Annotated in this window: 13 protein-coding genes; 12 read left to right on the top strand and 1 reads right to left on the bottom strand. The window is 65.1% G+C overall.

Features of this window, described 5'->3' with window-relative positions; translation table 11 throughout:
- Window positions 1-219 precede the first annotated feature (219 nt).
- The 10 genes from H7A76_RS12795 (at window position 220) to H7A76_RS12840 (ending at window position 17429) form a co-directional block, all read left to right on the top strand.
- Entirely contained in the window at window positions 220-1671 is a 1452-nt protein-coding gene (locus H7A76_RS12795) for a serralysin family metalloprotease (protein ID WP_185698817.1), read from the top strand.
- 93 nt (window positions 1672-1764) lie between these two features.
- On the top strand, window positions 1765-2151 hold the full coding sequence (locus H7A76_RS12800; RefSeq protein ID WP_185698818.1) for an AprI/Inh family metalloprotease inhibitor: 387 nt from the start codon (window positions 1765-1767) through the stop codon (window positions 2149-2151).
- Window positions 2152-2366: 215 nt separating this feature from the next.
- Window positions 2367-4154, top strand: coding sequence for a type I secretion system permease/ATPase (locus tag H7A76_RS12805; protein ID WP_185698819.1), 1788 nt, complete (start codon window positions 2367-2369; stop codon window positions 4152-4154).
- Between the two features lie 14 nt (window positions 4155-4168).
- On the top strand, window positions 4169-5485 hold the full coding sequence (locus H7A76_RS12810) for an HlyD family type I secretion periplasmic adaptor subunit (protein WP_409303193.1): 1317 nt from the start codon (window positions 4169-4171) through the stop codon (window positions 5483-5485).
- Between the two features lie 2 nt (window positions 5486-5487).
- Window positions 5488-6849: a TolC family outer membrane protein gene (locus H7A76_RS12815; RefSeq protein ID WP_185698821.1), complete on the top strand. Its 1362-nt coding sequence runs from the start codon at window positions 5488-5490 to the stop codon at window positions 6847-6849.
- Between the two features lie 47 nt (window positions 6850-6896).
- Window positions 6897-8582: a polyurethanase gene (locus H7A76_RS12820; protein ID WP_185698822.1), complete on the top strand. Its 1686-nt coding sequence runs from the start codon at window positions 6897-6899 to the stop codon at window positions 8580-8582.
- Between the two features lie 136 nt (window positions 8583-8718).
- Complete coding sequence (locus tag H7A76_RS12825) at window positions 8719-11718, top strand: autotransporter serine protease (RefSeq protein WP_185698823.1); 3000 nt, start codon at window positions 8719-8721, stop codon at window positions 11716-11718.
- Between the two features lie 191 nt (window positions 11719-11909).
- The gene (locus tag H7A76_RS12830) at window positions 11910-14909 is read left to right on the top strand and encodes an autotransporter domain-containing protein (RefSeq protein WP_185698872.1); all 3000 of its coding nucleotides are present in this window, start codon (window positions 11910-11912) and stop codon (window positions 14907-14909) included.
- Window positions 14910-15018: 109 nt separating this feature from the next.
- Window positions 15019-16872, top strand: coding sequence for a polyurethanase (locus H7A76_RS12835; RefSeq protein ID WP_185698824.1), 1854 nt, complete (start codon window positions 15019-15021; stop codon window positions 16870-16872).
- 167 nt (window positions 16873-17039) lie between these two features.
- Window positions 17040-17429: a hypothetical protein gene (locus H7A76_RS12840; protein ID WP_185698825.1), complete on the top strand. Its 390-nt coding sequence runs from the start codon at window positions 17040-17042 to the stop codon at window positions 17427-17429.
- Between the two features lie 10 nt (window positions 17430-17439).
- Here the strand turns inward: H7A76_RS12840 and H7A76_RS12845 are convergent, their stop codons facing one another.
- Window positions 17440-17664 (bottom strand): YgdI/YgdR family lipoprotein, encoded by a 225-nt coding sequence (locus H7A76_RS12845; protein WP_103325114.1) that lies wholly within the window; start codon window positions 17662-17664, stop codon window positions 17440-17442.
- A 202-nt stretch (window positions 17665-17866) separates the two neighbouring features.
- On the opposite strand from H7A76_RS12845, the gene H7A76_RS12850 reads away from it, so the two are divergent.
- Window positions 17867-19519 carry a VRR-NUC domain-containing protein gene (locus tag H7A76_RS12850; protein ID WP_185698826.1) on the top strand — a complete coding sequence of 551 codons (1653 nt, stop codon included), beginning with the start codon at window positions 17867-17869 and terminating at the stop codon, window positions 19517-19519.
- Entirely contained in the window at window positions 19516-21801 is a 2286-nt protein-coding gene (locus tag H7A76_RS12855; RefSeq protein ID WP_185698827.1) for an ATP-dependent DNA helicase, read from the top strand. Before H7A76_RS12850 ends, H7A76_RS12855 begins: the two co-directional genes overlap by 4 nt.
- Window positions 21802-21833 lie beyond the last annotated feature (32 nt).

Raw genomic sequence — 21833 nt, forward strand, 5'->3', positions numbered from 1 at the left:
TGCTGCCCAGCAATTGAAAAGGGAATATCTGGACTGGGCAGTCATTGTTTGCTGGAGTTTCCCGGAACAGTGGAATTTGACGTCAAAAAAGTAGTGGACGTCCGATTTCAAATTGTGTCAGTTTCCTTGCGCCTACTTAAGGCGAGTGATAGGACGATCTCGCCAGGGATTGTCGCTATCGGACAAAAACTGTTCCATTGATTACAAGGAAGTGTGTTTATGTCGAAAGTAAAAGTGAATGACGCTATTGATGCCGCCGAACAACAACTGGTGCCTTTGGCAGCAGCAAGTTCGGCGTATAACCAGGTCAATAGCTTCAGCCACCAGTACGATCGTGGCGGCAATCTCACGGTCAATGGCAAACCTTCGTTCTCGGTCGACCAGGCCGCCACGCAGATCCTGCGCGACGGTGCTTCGTACAAGGACCTGAACGGCAATGGCAAGATCGATCTGACCTATACCTTCCTGACCTCGGCCTCCCAGAGCACCATGAACAAGCATGGTATCGCCGGGTTCAGCCAGTTCAATGCCCAGCAGAAAGCCCAGGCCGTGCTCGCCATGCAATCCTGGGCCGATGTGGCCAATGTGGTCTTCACCGAGAAGGCTTCCGGTGGTGATGGCCACATGACCTTCGGCAACTACAGCAGCGGCCAGGATGGTGCTGCGGCGTTCGCCTACCTGCCGGGCACTGGCGCGGGTTATGACGGGACTTCGTGGTACCTGATCAACAGCAGCTATACCCCGAACAAGACCCCGGACCTGAACAACTACGGTCGCCAGACCCTGACCCACGAGATCGGCCACACCCTGGGCCTGGCCCACCCTGGCGACTACAACGCCGGGAATGGCAACCCGACCTACAACGATGCGACCTACGGGCAGGACACCCGCGGCTACAGCGTCATGAGCTACTGGAGTGAAAGCAACACCAGCCAGAACTTCAGCAAGGGCGGGGTCGAAGCCTATGCGTCCGCTCCGCTGATCGATGACATCGCGGCGATCCAGAAGCTCTACGGTGCCAACTACGCCACCCGTGCCGGCGACACCACCTACGGCTTCAACTCCAACACCGGGCGCGACTTCTACAGCGCGACCTCGTCGGCCGACAAGCTGGTGTTCTCGGTGTGGGACGGTGGCGGCAACGACACCCTGGACTTCTCCGGTTTTACCCAGAATCAGAAAATCAACCTCAACGAGACTTCGTTCTCCGACGTTGGTGGCCTGATCGGCAACGTTTCCATTGCCAAGGGTGTGACCGTGGAGAACGCCATCGGTGGTTCGGGCAACGACCTGCTGATCGGTAACAATGTCGCCAACGAACTCAAGGGCGGTGCCGGCAACGACATCATCTACGGTGGTGGCGGTGCCGATAAGCTGTGGGGCGGTTCCGGCGCGGACACCTTCGTGTTCGGTGCCAGTACCGACTCCAAGCCGGGTGCGGCCGACCAGATCATGGATTTCGTCAGCGGCCAGGACAAGATCGATCTGACCGGTATCACCAAGGGCGCCGGCCTGCACTTCGTCAACGCCTTCAGCGGCGCGGCGGGTGATGCCATCCTCACCACCTCCGGTGGTGTCAGCACCCTGTCGGTGGACTTCTCCGGGCACGGCGTGGCGGACTTCCTGGTCACCACCGTGGGCCAGGCAGCGGTCAGCGACATTGTCGCCTGAGTGAAGTAGGCGGAGGGCGGCGCGCATGCGTCGCCTTCCTTGGTTGTATCAGCCCTGGGGCTGAGCGATTCTACTGCGCTGACGGAGGACCCTATGAACCCTCACACCTTGTGTTGCCAGGCGGCCTTGCGGCTGCTGGCGATGCTGACGATGTTTTATGGAGCGATGACCATGGCAAGCAGCCTGCGTTTGGCGGACCCCTCGGAGCTGGTTGGACACTGGCAATTGCAGCAGGCGGCCCAGCCGGGCGAATCCTGCACCCTGGACTTGCTGCAGGGTTCGGCCCTGGGCGATGGCGTCGAGTGCCTGTCCAGATGGATCGGTGAAACCGCCGTGGGCTGGTTCCCCGAGCCCGACGGTATTTCCATCACCGGGCGCGAAGGGTCCAGGGTGATCTTTTTCAGTCGCCAGCAGGAAGGCCGGTATGAAGCACGCCTGAAAAGTGACGGCCTGATAGTCCTGCAGCGTGCCGCTAATTAACGGTCGGTGATGTTCGTCTAGTTCAATATTCGACGGCCACTATATTGTCTTTCGCTTGACCGACAGGAGTATGTTCGGGCTGCTGTTGCAAACAGCTGTCCGAATTGTCTGTGTCCGCAGGCTTTATGAACTAAGAAGAGCACTTTGTTAGTGATGTACTACATTGTCTCCTCGCCATCGAACGCGGATTAACAGCTCAGGGATATGGTTAAAAAATGGTGAAGAACACTCATCCCGCACCACTGTTCAAGGCACTGGGCGAATATAAAGGCATCTTGATCAGCGTTGGCTGTTTTACCGCGCTGATCAACTTGCTTATGCTGGTTCCTTCTATCTATATGCTGCAAGTCTATGACCGGGTGCTGTCTTCGCAGAACGAGACCACCCTGGCGATGCTGTCGCTGATGGTGGTGGGCTTCTTCGTCTTCATCGGCCTGCTGGAAGTGCTGCGCAGCTTCATCGTCATCCGCATCGGCAGCCAACTGGAGCGGCGCTTCAACCTGCGGGTCTACCAGGCCGCGTTCGAGCGCAACCTCGCCCGCGGCGAGGGGTATGCCGGACAGTCCCTGGGCGACTTGACCCAGATTCGCCAGTTCCTCACCGGGCCGGCGCTGTTCGCGTTCTTCGACGCCCCCTGGTTCCCCATCTACCTGCTGGTGATCTTCGCCTTCAACGTCTGGCTCGGGGTCATGGCCACCGCGGGCGCGGCCCTGCTGATCGCCCTGGCATTCCTCAACGAGGCCATGACCAAGAAGCCCTTGAGCGAGGCCAGCGGGTATTCGCAGCGGTCCACGCAGTTGGCCACCAGCCACTTGCACAATGCCGAGACCATCCAGGCCATGGGCATGCTAGGTGCCTTGCGCAAGCGCTGGTTCGGCGTGCACTCGCGCTTTCTCGGCCTGCAGAACCAGGCCAGCGACACCGGCGCGGTCATCAGCTCCCTGAGCAAGACCTTGCGCCTGTGCCTGCAATCCTTGGTGCTGGGGCTGGGCGCCTGGCTGGTGATCAAGGGCGACATGACCGCCGGGATGATGATCGCCGGCTCGATCCTCATGGGCCGGGCCCTGAGTCCCATCGACCAACTGATCGCGGTGTGGAAACAGTGGAGCGCCGCCAAGCTGGCCTACAACCGGCTGGATTCGCTGCTGCGCGAGTTTCCTCCGGGTGACAGCGCCATGTCGCTGCCCGCGCCCAAGGGCCAGGTGAGCTTCGAACAGGTCAGCGCCGGCCCGCCCGGGCGGCGCATGGCGACCCTGCAGCAGGTGAACTTCAGCCTCCAGGCCGGTGAAGTACTGGGGGTGCTGGGCGCTTCCGGCTCCGGCAAGTCGACCCTGGCGCGAGTGCTGGTGGGCGTGTGGCCGACCCTGGCTGGCACGGTGCGCCTGGATGGCGCCGATATCCACCGCTGGAACCGCGATGAGCTGGGCCCCTACATCGGCTACTTGCCCCAGGACATCGAACTGTTCACCGGCAGCGTCGCCGAGAACATCGCGCGGTTTCGCCAGGCCGATCCGGAACAGGTGGTCCAGGCCGCGCAGATGGCCGGGGTGCATGAGCTGATCCTGCGTCTGCCCCAGGGCTACGACACGATCCTGGGTGATGATGGCAGCGGCCTGTCCGGCGGCCAGAAGCAGCGGGTGGCCCTGGCCCGGGCGCTGTATGGCAGCCCGAGCCTGGTGGTGCTCGACGAACCCAACTCCAACCTCGACACCGTGGGCGAAAGCGCCCTGGCCGCGGCGATCGCCCAGCTCAAGGCCCGGGGAACCAGTGTGGTACTGGTGACCCACAGGTCTTCGGTGCTGGCCCTGGCCGACAAGCTGCTGGTGCTCAATGAAGGGCGCCTGCAGGCCTTCGGCCCCAGCCAGGAAGTGCTCAAGGCCCTGGCCGGCGCACAGCAAGCCCAGGCCCAGGAAGCACCTCGGGAGCGACCTGCCGCAGCGGCTCCCGGCGGCTTGAGCATGAGCCGCCAGTACCAGGTCCCGACGCGGAATCAAGGCGCATGAGCAAGGACAGCAACATGATGATCGAACAGGACTACGTGCCCGAACGGGTCGAACGCGACGCCGGTTTCTTTGCCCGCCTGGGCTGGTTCCTGGCACTGGCCGGCGCCGGCAGCTTCTTCCTCTGGGCCGCCCTGGCGCCCCTGGACCAGGGGATCCCGGTGCAGGGCACGGTGGTGGTGTCCGGCAAGCGCAAGGCCGTGCAATCCATGAGCAGCGGTGTGGTCAGCCGGATCCTGGTGCGTGAAGGCGAAAGCGTGAAGCAGGGCCAGCCGCTGTTCCGCCTGGACCAGACCCAGGTGGCGGCGGACGTGCAGTCGTTGCAGGCCCAGTACCGCATGGCCATGGCCAGCCTGGCGCGCTGGCGCAGCGAACGCGACAACCTCAAGCAGGTGGACTTCCCGGCGCAACTGACCAGCAGCGACGACCCGCGCCTGGCCCTGGTGCTCGAGGGCCAGCGGCAGCTGTTCAGCAGTCGGCGCGAGGCCTTCATGCGCGAACAGGCGGGGATCCGCGCCAATATCGAAGGCGCCACCGCGCAGTTGGCGGGCATGCGTCGAGCCCGCAACGACCTGGACAACCAGGCCGGTTCCTTGCGCCAGCAGCTGGCTAACCTGCAACCCTTGGCCGACAACGGCTATATACCGCGCAACCGCCTGCTGGAGTACCAGCGCCAGTTGTCCCAGGTCCAGCAGGAGCTGGCGCAGAACACCGGTGAGAGTGGTCGGGTGGAGCAGGGCATTCTCGAATCCCGGCTCAAGTTGCAGCAGCACAGCGAGGAATACCAGAAGGAAGTGCGCAGCCAACTGGCCGAAGCCCAGCTCAAGACCCAGACCCTGGAGCAGCAGCTGACATCCGCCGGTTTCGACCTGCAGCACAGCGAGATCATCGCCACCGCCGACGGCATCGCGGTCAACCTTGGGGTGCATACCGAGGGTGCGGTGGTGCGTCAGGGCGACACCCTGCTGGAAATCGTGCCCCAGGGCACCCACCTGGAAGTGGAAGGGCGATTGCCGGTGAACCTGGTGGACAAGGTCGGCACCCAGCTGCCGGTGGACATCCTGTTCACGGCCTTCAACCAGAGCCGCACCCCCCGGGTCTCCGGCGAGGTCAGCCTGGTCTCCGCCGACCAGCTGATCGATGAGCGCACCGGCATGCCGTACTACGTGCTGCGCAGCAGTGTCAGCGACCAGGCCATGGAAAAGCTCGACGGCCTGGTGATCAAGCCCGGGATGCCGGCGGAAATGTTCGTGCGTACCGGCGAGCGCTCATTGCTCAACTACCTGTTCAAGCCCCTGATCGACCGGGCTGGTTCCGCCCTGACCGAAGAATAAGGATGTCGCGTCGCATGAGTAAGTTTTCCATCCTCGCTGCAACCCTGTCCTTGCTGGTGTGCCAGGGGGCCCAGGCCATGGGGCCGTTCCAGGTCTACGAGCTGGCGCTGCGCAACGACCCGGTGTTCCTGGCCGCCATCAAGGAACGCGACGCCGGCCTCGAGAACCGCATCATCGGCCGGGCAGGATTGCTGCCCAAGTTGAGCTACAGCTACAACAAGGGCCACAACAATTCCAAGGCCACCTATCCAGCTCCCCGGGGCGGTAGCCAGACCGACAAACGCAACTACGACAGCTATGGCTCGTCCCTGACCTTGCAGCAGCCCTTGCTGGACTACGAGGCCTACGCCAACTACCGCAAGGGCGTGGCCCAGGCGCTGTTCGCCGACGAGAACTTTCGCAGCAAGAGCCAGGAGTTGCTGGTGCGCGTCCTGGACTACTACACCAAGGCCTTGTTCGCCCAGGACCAGATCGATATCGCCCTGGCCAAGAAAAAGGCCTTCGACCAGCAATTCCAGCAGAACCGCCACCTGTTCGAACAAGGCGAGGGCACCCGCACCGACATCCTCGAGGCCGAGTCGCGCTACGAGCTGGCCACCGCCGAGGAGATCCAGGCCCGGGACGAACAAGACGCGGCCCTGCGTGAGCTGGCGGCGCTGATTGGCGAACCGGCCATCGACGTGCGTGACCTGGATCCGCTGCAGGAGGGCTTCCAGTCGTTCGCCTTGAGCCCGGCCAACTACGACAGCTGGCACGAAATGGCCCTGAGCAACAACCCGATGCTGGCCTCCCAGCGCCAGCGGGTGGAGGTGGCCCGCTACGAGGTGGAGCGCAATCGCGCCGGGCACCTGCCCAGGCTCAGCGCCTATGCCACCTCGCGCCAGAACGAGTCCGAGAGTGGCAACACCTATAACCAGCGCTACGACACCAACACCATCGGTATCGAGATCAGCATGCCGCTCTACGCTGGCGGTGGGGTCTCGGCCTCGACGCGCCAGGCCAGTCGCAATATGGAACAGGCCGAGTACGAGCTGGACGGCAGGACCCGGGAAACCCTGATTGAACTGCGCCGGCAATTCAGTGCCTGTCTATCAGGGGTGAACAAGCTGCGCGCCTATCAGAAGGCCCTGACCTCGGCCGAGGCGCTGGTGGTCTCCACCAAGCAGAGCATCCTGGGCGGCGAGCGGGTCAACCTCGACGCGTTGAACGCCGAGCAGCAGCTGTACACCACCCGACGCGACCTGGCCCAGGCCCGCTACGACTACCTGATGGCCTGGACCAAGCTGCACTACTACGCAGGAACCCTGCGTGAAACTGACCTGGCCAGGGTCGACGAGGCCTTCGGTCAACGCACGGTGCCCTAGGCCTTTGCCGAAGGACGCGGGCACAGGGATAAAAAAGGAGAAAGCGGATGAGCATCTTCGATTACAAGAACGCCCTTGGCAGTGCCGGTAAAGCCCAGTACAGCGACGCCATCAACCTGGCCCTGTACGCCTCGTCCCCCACGGGACAGCCCTTGCCGGGCACGTCCTGGCGACCGATCAGCGCGACACAGCTGGGCTATGAGGGCAACGTCAGCGCCCAGGGCACCATATCCGGCGAGCAAGCCTCGGTCAGCGATGCCCAGGTGGAGATCCTCGGCAAGTACGACGCCAGTGGGCAGTTGCTGTCCATCGGCATCAGTTTTCGCGGCACCGACAGCCTGGCCGATGCGGTGAACGACCTGCAGGCGGCGTTTTCCCCGGGTTTTGCCGACAACTACAGCCGCCTGGCCTTCGACAACCTGCTGGGCAAGGTCGCCGCCTTCGCCGCCGCCCAGGGCCTGGCCGGCAAGGACGTGCTGGTCACTGGGCATAGCCTGGGCGGCCTGGGGGTCAACAGCCTGGCGGCCATGAGCGGTGAGCACTGGGGCGGTTTTTTCAAGGATGCCAACTATGTGGCCTTCGCCTCGCCGACCCAGAGCGCCGACAGTCATCAGGTGCTGAACATCGGTTATGAGAACGATCCGGTATTCCGGGTGTTGGACGGTACCCACTTCAACGCCTCGTCCCTGGGTACCCATGACCGGCCCCAGGACTCGGCGACCAACAACATCGTCAGTTTCACCGATCACTATTCGTCGCTGCTGGGCAAGCTGGTGCCCCGGAGCATCCTCAACCCCGCGTCCTGGTCGGCCCATAGCGCGGTGGACTACGCCGCGGGGCTGAATCGCCTGATCGCCTCGGATTTCTATGACCTGACCAGTCGCGATTCCACGGTGGTGATCTCCAACCTGTCCGAGGGCAAGCGCGACCAGGTCTGGGTCAAGGACCTCAACCTCTACTCTGAGCAGCACAGCGGCAGCACCTTCATCATCGGCACCGAAGGCAAGGACCTGCTGCACGGCGGCAAGGGCAACGACTACCTGGATGGCGGCGCCGGCGACGATCGGTTCCGCGATGATGGCGGCTACAACATCATCCACGGTGGCCAGGGCCATAACGTGCTGGAGCTGCGCCAACCCTTGCAGAACTTCTCCATCGCCAACGACGGCGACGGCACCTTGTACATCCGCGATGCCTACGGCGGTATCAGCATGACCCGCGATATCGGCGCGCTGGTCAGCCACGAGCAGGGCAGCTTCTGGCAGTGGGGCGGTCGGGACGTCACCTACAGCCTCAGCACCGACGGCATGTTCGACGGCCATGCGTGGTATGCCTACAACCATTCCCTCAATGGCGATGGCGGTGGCAACACCCTGTTGGCCGGCGTCGATGGCGACTGGTTGTTCGGTCATGATGGCAACGACTTCCTGGGTAGCGACAGGCCCAACGTGACCTTCGTCGGTGGCAGCGGCAACGATGTGATGCAGTCCGGCGGTGGCGGAGTGAACACCTTTTTGTTCAGCGGCAACTTCGGCGATGACCTGATCCACGGTTACCAGGCCAGCGACAAGCTGGTGTTCATGGGCGTGCCGGGGGTCGATGCCCATTTCGACTACAGCCAGCACCTGTCCCAGAGCGGTGGCGACACCTTGCTCAAGGTGGGCGACTACTCGGTGACGCTGCTGGGCGTCGGCATGGAGGGAGTCAACGGCTCGAGCTTGGTTTTCGCCTGAAATCCAAGTCACAGGCCAGGGGCGGGCGACCGCCTCCGGCTCGATAGGGCCGCGGGCTTGCGGCCAGGCAATGCAGCGACACACCGATCGACCCGGAACGGGCGGTCCGACAACAAAAACAAGAGAAGTCATCGACATGGATGTGAGATGTGATCAGCTCAAGACGCTGACAGGCACCCTGTGCCTGGCGTTCGCCACCGCGTTGCCGCTGTCGGCCGTGGCGGCCTATCAGGAGACTGGCCGCCTGGGCGACCCCGCCAGTTGGCGCTCGGCCGAATACCGGCAGGATTGGGGCCTGGAGCGCATGCAGGCGAGCCAGGCCTACGCCGCCGGGATCACCGGCGCCGGGGTCAGCATCGGTGCCCTGGACTCGGGGTTCGATGCCGCCCACCCCGAGGCCAGTCCCGGACGTTTTCACGCGGTTACCGCCACCGGCCAGTATCTGGACGGCACCCCGTTCAGCGTGTCCGGGGTGCTCAATGGCGCCAACGACAGCCACGGCACCCATGTCACCGGCACCATGGGCGCGGCCCGGGATGGCGTGGGCATGCATGGCGTGGCCTTCAATGCCCAGGTGTATGTGGGCAACACCAACAAGAACGACAAGCTGCTGTTCGGCACCGACCCCGATCCACGGTATTTCAAGGCGGTCTACGGTGCCCTGGTGGATGCCGGGGTGCGGGCCATCAACAACAGCTGGGGCAGCCAGCCCAAGGATGTCAGCTACCAGACCCTGGGTGATTTGCGTGCGGCCTATGCCCAGCATTTCCAGCAGGACACCTGGCTCGACGCCGCCGGGGACGTGGCGCGTCGCGGCGTGATCAACGTGTTCAGCGCCGGCAACAGCGGTTATGCCAACGCCAGCGTGCGCTCGGCGCTGCCGTACTTCCAACCGGAGCTGGAAGGCCACTGGCTGGCGGTGTCGGGCCTGGACAAGAACAACCAGCAGAAATACAACCAGTGCGGCATCGCCAAGTACTGGTGCCTGGCCGCCCCGGGCGCGGCGATCAGCAGTACCGTGCCGGGTGGCGGTTATGCCACCTACAACGGCACCTCGATGGCCGCACCCCACGCCACCGGGGCCTTGGCCCTGGTGATGGAGCGTTATCCCTACCTGAACAACCAGCAGGCCCTGCAAGTGCTGCTGACCACCTCGCGCCAGCTCGATGGCTCGCCGACCCAGGGACCGAGCAACCTGGTGGGCTGGGGCGTGCCGGACCTGGATCGGGCGTTGCACGGCCCCGGGCAGTTGCTGGGGGAGTTCGACGTCAACCTGGGGCGCGGGCAGGGCGATATCTGGAGCAACGGTATCTCCGACCAGGCCCTGGTGCAGCGCCAAGCCGAGGATGCCGCGGAACGCCAAGCCTGGCAGCAGACCCTCAAGGATCGCGGCTGGGAAAATGGCCTGGCGGCGGGAGCCAGCCAGCAGGATCGCACTGACTACGCCCTGGGCATGGCCCGGGACGCGGCCGCCGCGCAGCGGGTCTACCAGGGCAGCCTGGTCAAGTCCGGTGCCGGTTGGCTGGTGCTTGCGGGGGACAACAGCTACCGCGGCCCGACCCGGGTCGATGGCGGGTTGCTGGCGGTCAACGGCAACCTGCAATCGGCGGTGACGGTCAATGCCGGCGGCACCCTGGGCGGCAACGGCCGGATCGCTGCCCTGACCGCCAGGGCCGGGGGCGTGGTGGCGCCGGGCAACTCCATCGGTACCTTGAATGTCGCCGGTAACCTGGATTTGCAGCCGGGCTCGACCTATCGGGTGGAGCTGTCGCCCACGGCCAGCGACCGGCTCGTGGTGGGCGGCCAGGCCAGTGTCGCTGGCGCCAATCTCAGCCTGGTGCCCGAGCCCCAGCCGAACCTGCTGGCCGGCGGCCCGGTGGCGAGCCTGGTGGGGCGCCAGTTCGACATCCTGCAGGCCGCGGGCGGGGTCAACGGACGCTTCGCCCAGGTCCAGCCCGGCTACCTGTTCCTCGGGACCCTGCTCGACTATTCGGCCAGCGGCGTGCAGCTGGAGGTGAGCCGCAGCGCCGCGACCTTCGACAGTGTCGGGGCCACGGCCAACCAGCGCGCCAGTGGTGGCGCCGTGGAGCGGCTGGGGCCGGGCAACCCCGTGTATGAAAGCCTGTTGCTCTCGACCTCGGCGGAGCAGGCCCGGGATGGCCTGCGGCAGTTGGCCGGGGAGATCTACCCGGCGCTGGATTCGATGCTGCTCAGCCAGGGCGCGCTGGTGCGCGATGCCCTGGGCGAGCGTGCGCAAGGTGGGGCCCTGCAGACCGACGCCGCTGGTACCACAGCGGGTGAGGCGGGTGCGTCCCAGCTCTGGCTCAAGGGCCTGGGCAGTTGGGGGCGGATCGAGGGTGTGCAGGGCAGCGAGTCCTATACCAGTTCCCTGGGCGGCCTGCTGCTGGGCCTGGACCGTGACGTCGACGAGCAGACCCGGGCCGGCCTGGCCGCCGGCTACAGCGACAGCTCCCTGGGCATGGGCGGCAGCCACTCCCGGGCCACGGTCGACAGCTACCACCTTGGCGCCTATGCCCGCCATGACCTGGAGCAGTGGCGCTTGAGCCTGGGCGGCAGCTACAGCTGGCACCGCGCCGAGGTCCGGCGTGACCTGGCCTATGGCCAGGTGTCCGGCCGCCAGCGCGCACGGCTCGATGCCCGCAGCCAGCAGCTGTTCGCCGAGGCGGCCTATCGCCTGGCGGTGTCGGCGGCGCAGTTGGAACCCTTCGCCAACCTGACCTACCAGCACCTGGATCGCGATGCCTTCCATGAGAAGGGCGACGCCGCGGCCCTGCAGGCCGGTGACGAGCAGCGTGATGCCTGGCTCGGCACCTTGGGCTTGCGCGCACGCCAGCAATGGCAACTGGGTTCGCAACAGGACCTGCAGTTGGCGGCGAGCCTGGGCTGGCAGCACCGCCTGAGCGGGACCCAGGATCGCGAGCACCTGGCCTTTGCCGGCAGCGACTTGCCGTTCCGGGTGCAGACGGCACCGGCCTTGCGCGATGCCGCGCTGGTGGGCCTCCAGGCCCGGGTCGGGCTGACCCGCGACCTGGACCTGAGCCTGGACTATCAGGGGCGCCTGGCCAGTCGTGAGCAACAGCATGGTGCAGGACTCAACCTGCAGTGGCGTTTCTGAAACGCCGTGGCGCTGGCGAGCCCATGGGCTTGCCAGCCAGGCGTTGCCATACGGAGTTTGACCAACGCAGTTTTTCATCAATGCAACTAAGGAAGGTCGTAGTGAAGCAAGTCAGAAAGGATGGCCGCGCGCTCGGGCAGGGCTGGGCCCTGGCCCCACTGGGGCGGGTGCTGGTGGGCTGGGCAGCGCTGATGGGCACGACCCAGGCCGCGCCCTACGTGGAGACTGGGCGCCTGGGTGATGCCAGCAGCTGGCGCAGCAGCGAATTCAAGGCCGACTGGGGGTTGGGGGCGATCAACGCCGACAGCGCCTATGCCGCCGGCTACAGCGGCAAGGACGTCAAGCTGGGGATCTTCGACCAACCGGTGTATGCCAAGCACCCGGAGTTCGCCGGCAAGGACAAGATCGTGACCCTTATCACCAGCGGGATCCGCCAGTACACCGACCCCTATATTCCGGTGAAGGCCGGCGATGCCTTCCGCTATGACGGCAGCCCGTCGGTGGGCTCGGACGGCAAGCTCGGTTCCCACGGCACCCACGTCGGCGGCATCGCCGCCGGCAACCGCGACGGTGTGTCGATGCACGGCGTGGCCTTCGATGCGCAGATCATCAGTGCCGACAACGGCGACCCCGGCCCCGAGGATGGCATCGTCCTGGGCAACGATGGCGCGGTGTACAAGGCCGGCTGGGACAGCCTGGTGGCCAGCGGTGCGCGGATCATCAACAACAGTTGGGGCATCGGCATCACCGATCGTTTTGCCAAGGGCGGGCGCAATCCGGATTTCCCGCACTTCACCGTGGACGACGCCCGGGCGCAGTTCGCGCAGATCCAGCCGCTGTTGGGCACCTTGCCCGGTGGCGCCTATGACGGCGCCATCGCTGCGGCCCGTAGCGGAGTCCTGACCATCTTCGCCGCCGGCAACGACTACAACCTGAACAACCCCGATGCGATTGCCGGGCTGGGCTTTTTCGTCCCGGAAATAGCTCCCAACTGGATGACCGTGGCGGCGTTGCAGCAGAACCCCGACACCAGCAGCACCAACCCGTACCTGATCAGCACGTTCTCGTCGCGCTGTGGCTACACCGCGAGTTTCTGCGTATCGGCCCCGGGCACCCGGATCTACAGCGCGGTGATTGGCGGCACCAGCCTGGAAAACCTGACCCTGGGCTACGCCAACAAGAACGGCACGTCCATGGCCGCGCCCCATGCCGCTGGCGCGGCGGCAGTGCTGATGGAGCGCTTCCCCTACATGAGCGGCGCACAGATCGCCAGCGTGCTGCGCACCACCGCCACCGACATGGGCGCGCCGGGCATCGATGCCCTGTACGGCTGGGGCATGATCAACCTGGACAAGGGCATCCGTGGCCCGGGCATGTTGGTCACCGAGCAGGACATTCCCGAGGAGTTCCGCATCGCCGGCGGCTACGGCCCGAGCCAGTTCGTGGTCGACCTGCCGGGCATCGGCGCCCTGGTGGACGCCGGCAAGCCGACCCAGCGGCGTTGCAATGACCTGAGCTGCGTGCTGGACCTGTGGAGCAACGATATCTCCGGCCACGGTGGCCTGACCAAGCAGGGCATCGGCACCCTGGTGCTGACCGGTAACAACAGCTACACAGGTCCAACCCTGGTCAACCAGGGGCGCTTGGCGGTCAATGGTTCGCTGCAATCGACGGTGACGGTCAACGACGGCGGCGTGTTGGGCGGCAATGGCCGGATCGGCGCGCTGGTGGCCAATGCCGGCGGCGTGGTGGCCCCGGGCAATTCCATCGGCACCTTGCACGTCAGTAACGACGTGACCTTCCAACCGGGCTCGACCTATGCCGTGGAGGTGGGCGCTGCGGGCAGCGACCGCCTGGTCAGTGATGGCCAGGTCAGCCTGGGCGGTGCGAACCTGGCCCTGGATCTGCAGAACCCCGGGGTTTCGCTGCAATCGCAGCGGGCGACGAGCCTGGTGGGACGGCAATTCGACATCCTGGATGCCGCAGGAGGGGTGCAGGGCGGTTTCGCCAATGTGCAGTCCAATTCGCTGTTCCTCGGGGGTGGCCTGGCCTATACCGGCAGCGCGGTCCAACTGGCCGTGCAGCGCAACGCCACGTCCTTCGCCAGTGTCGGCTTGACCGCCAACCAGCGTTCGGTGGCCGCGGCGGCCGACCGGCTTGGTGCGGGCAATCCGGTCTACGAGAGCCTGCTGTTGTCGGCCAATGCCAGCAGCGCGCAGCAGGCTTTCGATCAACTGTCCGGGGAAATCCATCCGGCGGTGGGTAACCTGCTGCTCAACGACAGCCGCCAACTGCGCGATGCCGTGGGCGAGCGTACCCGTCAGCAGGGCAGCGCCGCCGCTCCGGCGCTGGAAGGCCAGGGCAACGGCCTGTGGGTCAAGGCCCTGGGAGCCTGGGGCAAGGCCGACGGTGACTCCGGACATGCGCGCTATAGCCGTTCGATTGGCGGCATGTTGCTGGGGATCGACGGGCAGATGAGCGAGGACACCCGCCTCGGGGTCTTCACCGGCTACAGCGACAGCTCGCTGAGCATGGGCGATGACCGTCACTCTTCGGCCAGTGTCGACAGCTACCACCTGGGTGCCTATGCCGGCAAGGAGCTGGAGCAACTGCGCCTGAGCCTGGGTGGCAGCCACAGCTGGCACCGCATCGAGACCAAGCGCGAGCTGCAGTACAACGAGGTCTCCGATCGCCAGAAGAGCAAGCGCGATGCCCAGAGCACCCAGGTGTTCGGCGAGGCCGCGTGGAAGGTCGCGCTGCCGAGCATGGCGCTGGAGCCGTTCGCCAACCTGGCCTATGTGCATATCGCCAGCGACAGCTTCAAGGAGCATGGCGGCGCCGCCGCGCTCAAGGGTGGACAGGACAATCGCGATGCCTGGCTCTCGACCCTGGGCCTGCGTGCCGGCAAACAACTGCAATTGTCCAGCGGCCAGGCGCTGGAGCTGTCCGCCACCCTGGGCTGGCAGCACAACCTGAGTTCCACCGGGTCCGACCAGCACTTGGCCTTCGCTGGCCAGGGCGACAGCTACAAGGTCCAGGCGCTGTCCCTGGACCGTGATGCGGCGGTGGTCGGCGCACGGGCGGGGATCGCCCTGGGTCGCCAGGCCCGGGTCAACCTGGACTACAACGCACTGCTGGGGAGTCGTGACAAGAGCCATGGGGTCGGCCTGACCCTGGATTGGGCGTTCTGAGGCCCCGGCAACGGATATGCAAGGTGTTGTACCAGCCCCGCGGACCCTGGCAATGGGTTCGCGGGGCACGAGCTATCTCTGAAAACTCTAACAAAAGAGAGGCAATACCATGGGTGTCTATGACTACAAAAACCTCAGTACGGCTGAATCCAAGGCGCTGTTCACCGATGCCATGGCCATCACGCTGTATTCCTACCACAACCTCGACAACGGCTTTGCCGTGGGTTACCAGCACAATGGCTTCGGCCTCGGCCTGCCGGCGACCCTGATCACCGCGCTGATCGGCAGCAGCGATTCCCAGGGGGTGATCCCCGGCATCCCCTGGAACCCGGACTCGGAGAGGGCCGCCAAGGAGGCGCTGAACAAGGCGGGCTGGTCCACCATCAGCGCCCAGCAACTGGGCTATACCGGCAAGGTCGATGCCCGGGGGACGTTCTTCGGCGAAAAGAACGGCTATGAGACGGCCCAGGTGGAGATCCTCGGCAAGTACGATGCACAAGGACACTTGAGCTCCATCGGCATCGCCTTCCGCGGTACCAGCGGGCCACGGGAGTCGTTGATCAGCGACACCATCGGCGACCTGATCAGCGACCTGCTGGCAGCCCTGGGGCCCAAGGACTACGCCAAGAACTACGCCGGCGAGGCCTTTGGCAAGCTGCTGGGGGATGTCGCGGCCTTCGCCCAGGCCAACGGCCTGTCCGGCAAGGACATCCTGGTCAGTGGCCACAGCCTGGGCGGCCTGGCGGTCAACAGCCTGGCCGACCTGAGTGGTGGACGCTGGTCGGGCTTCTTCAAGGACGCCCACTACATCGCCTACGCCTCGCCGACCCAGAGCGCCAGCGACAAGGTGCTGAACATCGGCTACGAGAATGACCCGGTGTTCCGTGCCCTCGACGGCTCGAGCTTCAACCTGGCCTCGGTGGGCATCCACGATACCCATCAGGCGTCGGCCACCAACAACATCGTCAACTTCAACGACCACTACGCCTCGACCCTATGGAACGTGGTGCCGTTCTCGATCCTCAAGATCTCCACCTGGATCTCCCACCTGCCCACCGGCTATGGCGATGGCCTGACCCGGGTGCTGGATTCAAAGTTCTATGAGTACACCAGCAAGGACTCCACCATCGTGGTGGCCAACCTGTCGGACCCGGCCCGGGCCACCACCTGGGTCCAGGACCTGAACCGCAATGCCGAGACCCACAAGGGCAGCACCTTCATCATCGGCACCGACGGCAACGACCTGATCCAGGGTGGCAGCGGCAACGATTACCTGGAGGGTCGCGATGGCAACGACACCTTCCGTGATGCCGGCGGCTACAACATCATCCTCGGCGGCAAGGGCAGCAACGTCCTCGACCTGCAGCACTCGGTGAACGACTACCGTTTCGCCAGCGACGGTGCCGGCACCCTGTATGTGCGCGATGCCAACGGCGGAATCAGCCTCACCCGCGACATTGGCGCGATCCAGAGCAAGGAACCGGGGTTCCTCTGGGGCTTGTTCAAGGACGAGGTGCTGCACCAGGTCACCGACCAGGGCCTGAAGGCTGGTGACGAACTGACCCGCTACGCCTCGTCGGTGCGCGGCGATGCCGGCGACAACGTGCTCAAGGCCCATGCCGGCGGGGATTGGCTGTTCGGCCTGGATGGCAACGACCACCTGATCGGTGGCCAGGGCAACGATGTATTCGTCGGCGGGACCGGCAACGACCTGATGGAGTCGGGGGGCGGCGACAATACCTTCCTGTTCACCGGCCACTTCGGCCAGGACCGTATCGTCGGTTACCAAGGCGGCGACAAGCTGGTGTTCATGGGCGTCAGCGGCGTACTGCCGGGGCAGGACTACCGGGCCCATGCCAGCAGCAGCGGCCATGATACGGTACTGACCTTCGGCCAGGATTCGGTGACCCTGGTGGGCGTCAGCCTCACGCAGCTCAACGGTTCCGGCATCACCATCGCCTGACAGGCGAGCAGCGCGACTTCGACAGGACTCGCGCTGTTTTTGGGCAATCGAGTGACCGATTGGTCAACCAATGACTCCAATACTCTTAAAGTGTCGTGGCGCCGATGCGTTACTTCAGGCACATGACACGCGGTGCAATCGATTCAAGGTAGTGGAGCGTTTTGACAGTGAGTAGCAGCAAGAGGTATGCGAGCGGCCTGGTGCTGGCCCTGTGGGCCACGTGGGCATCGGCCGGGGAGCTGCCTCCCGGTTCGATCCTGAAACGCTACGGGGTCAGCCCTGATCAACTACCAGCCGGCCAGCCGGCGCCCGTGGACAGCCAACCGGCCACCAGCAGCCGCTTCCGGCTGGAGCCCGAGCAGCCAGTGGTGAATCTGCGCCTGGGCGACAACAAGGTTCCGGACACTACCGGCAACATCAGCATCGACCATGCCAACGCCCGGGAGCGTCAGCGCTGCCGACAGGTAAGGGATGAACTGGTCAAGCGTGGCAAGGCCGCCGGGGTGTTCTGTGAACCGGGGCAGGGCGGTTTGCCCGGGTCACCCTGGTCGCCCTGAGCCGGGCGGGTCATTTTTCCTTGCGGACGGTGGCGACATCGTCGGCCTTGACCCGGATGGTCTTGCCGGAGATGTCCTGGAACTCATAGAAACCGTCGGCGGTCTTGGTCTTGGGTTGGTCGCGGGTCAGGTACTGGGTACCGTTCTGCAGGGTTACCACGGTGGGGGTGGAGCAGCCTGCCAGGGCCAGGGTGGCGAGGATGGCCAGGGGCAGGCCCAGGTTCTTCAGGTTCATACAGACCTCGATATCGATGGGGTATCCGCGTTGCGCGGGCACTATAAGTCCTGGCCCTTGGTGTAGTGAAGACGACGAAAGTTCGCTGGTCCATGGAAAAAATCTTCTCTCCACCATTTATCCAATAACGTTTGCCAGGCAGGGGTAGCGGCTGCTATCTGTACGCATAACCAGTACTGACCTGCCGTGGCGCCTTTCTTCCGTGACTTCCAACCCCCTCGAGAACCCCCTTTACTACCTGCATAACTTCCGGCAAGTGCTGGGCTGGCTGGAGCAACGCTATGCCGATGTGTTGAGCGGCGAAGAGCAGCGCTTCATCGTCGATTTCGCCTCGCTCGGGCAACCGGCACAGGCACTGCTGGTGCGCATGGTGATGCGCAAGGGGCGGCATTTTCGCCAGGCCCGGCTGAGCTATCCGGAGATCGGCGATACGGCCCGGGCCCTGGCGCCATTGCTCGACCTGGGCTGGATCGACGACCAGGCGCCACTGCCCCTGGAAGAACTGTTCGGCCTGCTGAGCAAGCCCGAGATCCAGTTGTGCTTCAAGGACCAGGCCTTGCCGGCCAAGGCCAGGAAGGAGCAGTGGCTGCAGGTGCTGCAGGAGGCCTATCCCCAGGCCCGGGCATTCGGCCAGTGGTGCCCGCAACTGGAGGATCGATTGCTGAGCCTGACGGTCATGGACCTGTGCGATCGCCTGCGCCTGATGTTCTTCGGCAACCTCTACCAGGACTGGTCGGAGTTCGTCCTGGCGGATCTTGGGGTCTACAGCTACGAGACCGTGGAGATCAGCGCCGATGCCCGGGGCCTGCGCAGCCGTGCCGATGTGGATGGCTTTTTCTACCTGCACCAGTGCCAGGAAGCGTTCGAGGCCGGTGCGTCGCTGCCTGGGCTGCTGGCCCGCCTCAGCGCCTTCGACAGCGACAACCCCTGGCTGCACAAGCGTCGCGACAAGCTGCTGTTCCTGCTGGGCCAGCACTGCGAGCGCCTGGCGGATTGGGAGCAGGCCAGGCTGATCTACCAGCGCTGCCCCTATCCCGGGGCCCGTTTGCGCCTGATCCGGGTCCTGGAGCGCAGCGCCGACTATCCCGCCGCCCTGGCACTGGCCGAGCAGGCCGCTTCGGCGCCGCAAAGCGCGGCCGAGGCCCAGCAATTGCTGCGCATGTTGCCGCGCTTGCGACGCAAGCTGGGCGGCCCGCCGGTGGCCCGGGTGGCGAGCCGTGAGGTGTCCCGCCTGGAGCTGTGCTTGCCGCGCGATGGCGAGGGCCTGGCGGTGGAGCAGGTGGTCCAGGCTCATCTGCACCGGCCCCTGGCCCCGGTGCACTATGTGGAGAACAGCCTGGTCAATTCATTGTTCGGATTGCTCTGCTGGCCGGCGATCTTCGCGCCGTTGCCTGGCGCGTTCTTCCACCCGTTCCAGCGCGGCCCGGTGGATCTGCTCAGCGAGGACTTCCATGAGCGCCGCCGCGAGCTGTTCCAGGCCTGCCTGGAGGAGCTGGACGATGGTCGCTACCGCGACAGCATCCGCCAGCGTTTCGTGGCCAAGTGGGGCTTGCAGTCGCCCTTCGTGTTCTGGAGCGCCTTGAGCGAGGAATTGCTGGAGCAGGCCCTGGACTGCCTGCCGGCCGCGCACCTCAAGCACTGGTTCGAGCGCCTGCTGCTGGATATCAAGGCCAACCGCGCCGGCATGCCGGACCTGATCCAGTTCTGGCCCGAGGACAAGCGCTACCGCATGATCGAGGTCAAGGGCCCGGGCGACCGCTTGCAGGACAACCAGTTGCGCTGGCTGGACTTCTGCCAGGAGCACGGCATGCCGGTGGCGGTGTGCTACGTGCAATGGCAGGACGCCCCGGCGTGAGTTATCGCATCGCGGTGCGCGCCTTGTGCGAGTTCAGCGCCAAGCACGGGGACCTTGACCTGCGCTTCACCCCATCGCCCACCGCCCAGGAAGGCATGCAGGGCCATCGCACGGTGGCCGCCCGGCGCAACCCCGAGTACCAGAGCGAAGTGTCCCTGGAGGGCCATCACGGCCCGTTGCGGGTCAAGGGCCGGGCCGATGGCTACGACCCCCGGCAGAACCTGCTGGAGGAGATCAAGACCTTTCGCGGCGACTTGTCGCGCATGCCCGACAACCATCGGCAACTGCATTGGGCCCAGGCCAAGGTCTATGGCTGGCTGCTGTGCCAGAGCCGGCAGTTGCCGGGCATTCGCGTGGCGCTGGTGTATTTCGACATCCACAGCGAAGAGGAAACCGCCCTGGTACAGGAGTACAGCGCCGGGCAGTTGCAGGCGTTCTTCGAGCGCCAATGCGCGATCTTCCTGAAGTGGGCGCGACAGGAACTGCGGCACCGCGCAGACCGGGACCGGGCCTGCCGCGAGCTGGCCTTTCCCCATGGCCAGTTCCGTCCCGGCCAGCGCCATTTGGCCGAGTCGGTGTACAAGGCGGTCAGCACCGGTCGCTGCCTGTTGGCCCAGGCTCCCACCGGTATCGGCAAGACCCTGGGCACGCTGTTTCCCATGCTCAAGGCCATGGCCCCGCAGCAACTGGACAAGGTGCTGTTCCTCACCGCCAAGACCCCGGGCCGGCAACTGGCCCTGGATGCCGCCAGGGTACTGTTCGCCGAGCATCGCGGGTTGCCGCTGCGGGTGCTGGAGCTGGTGGCCCGGGACAAGGCCTGCGAGTACCCGGACAACGCCTGCCATGGCGAGTCCTGTCCATTGGCCAAGGGTTTCTACCAGCGTCTGCCGGCGGCCCGCCAGGCGGCCAGCCAGGTGCCATTGCTGGATCGCCAGGCGTTGCGCCAGCTGGCCCTGGAGCATCAGGTCTGCCCCTATTACCTGAGCCAGGAGATGGCCCGCTGGAGCGACCTGGTGGTGGCCGACTACAACTACTACTTCGATTTCACGGCCTTGTTGTTCGGCCTGGCCCAGGCCGACCAGTGGCGACTGGCGGTGTTGGTGGACGAAGCCCATAACCTGGTGGAACGCGGTCGCGGCATGTACAGCGCCAGCCTCGACCAGCAGCAACTGGCCCAGGTGCGCAAGCAGGCACCACAGGCCCTGAAGAGCTCCTTGCAGCGCCTGAACCGCGAGTGGAACGCCCTGCACAAGGACCAGGTCGCGCCGTACCAGGCCCATGCATGCTTGCCCGGCGCCTGGCTCAAGGCCCTGGGGTTGTGCGTGGCAGCCATCGGCGACTACTTCAATGAACACCCCCAGGGCCTGGACGCGGCAGTGCAGGGGTTGTATTTCGAGCTGCTGCAGTTTGCCCGGGTGGCGGAGCTGTTCGACGAGCAGCCCTTCATCTTCGATGTCAGCAAGCGCACCTTGAGTGCCCGGCGCAGCCTGTCGCGCCTGAGCCTGCGCAACGTGGTGCCGGCGGCGCTGCTGCGCCCGCGCCTGGAGGCGGCCCGCAGCGTGGTGCTGTTTTCCGCGACCCTCGAACCCCAGCGTTACTATCGCGACCTGTTGGGCTTGCCCGATAGCGCCGTGTGGCTGGATGTCGAGTCGCCGTTCGTGGCCACGCAACTGGATGTACGCATCGTCAGCCAGATCTCGACCCGTTATGCCCGGCGCCAGGCCTCGCTGGCGCCCATCGTCGAGCTGATGGCCGGCCAGTTCGCGGCCCGCCCTGGCAACTACCTGGCGTTCTTCAGCAGTTTCGACTACCTGCAACAGGTGGCTGAGCTTTTGGCCCGCGAGCATCCGGCAATTCCCATCTGGTTGCAGTCGCGGGGCATGGACGAAAGCTCGCGGGAGGAATTCCTGCTGCGGTTCCAGGCCGAGGGGCAGGGCATAGGTTTCGCCGTACTCGGCGGGGCGTTCGGCGAAGGCATCGACCTGCCGGGTTCGCGCTTGATCGGGGCTTTTGTCGCCACCCTGGGCCTGCCCCAGCTCAATCCCTTGAACGAGCAGATGAAGCAGCGCATGGGCGCGCTGTTCGGCGCCGGTTATGACTACACCTACCTCTACCCCGGCTTGCAGAAGGTGGTGCAGGCGGCAGGGCGGGTGATCCGCAGCCAGGCCGATCGAGGGGTGCTGATGCTGATCGACGATCGTTTTGCCGAGCCGCGGGTACGCCGGTTGTTGCCGCGCTGGTGGGCTATCGCCAAGGAAGAAACGGCGCGGGACTGCCAGTAGCAACCGCTGCGCCGTCGATGGGGCGTGCAGGC

Source organism: Pseudomonas sp. MSSRFD41 (genome assembly GCF_014230245.1).
In the GTDB taxonomy this organism is placed as follows: Bacteria; Pseudomonadota; Gammaproteobacteria; order Pseudomonadales; family Pseudomonadaceae; genus Aquipseudomonas; species Aquipseudomonas piscis.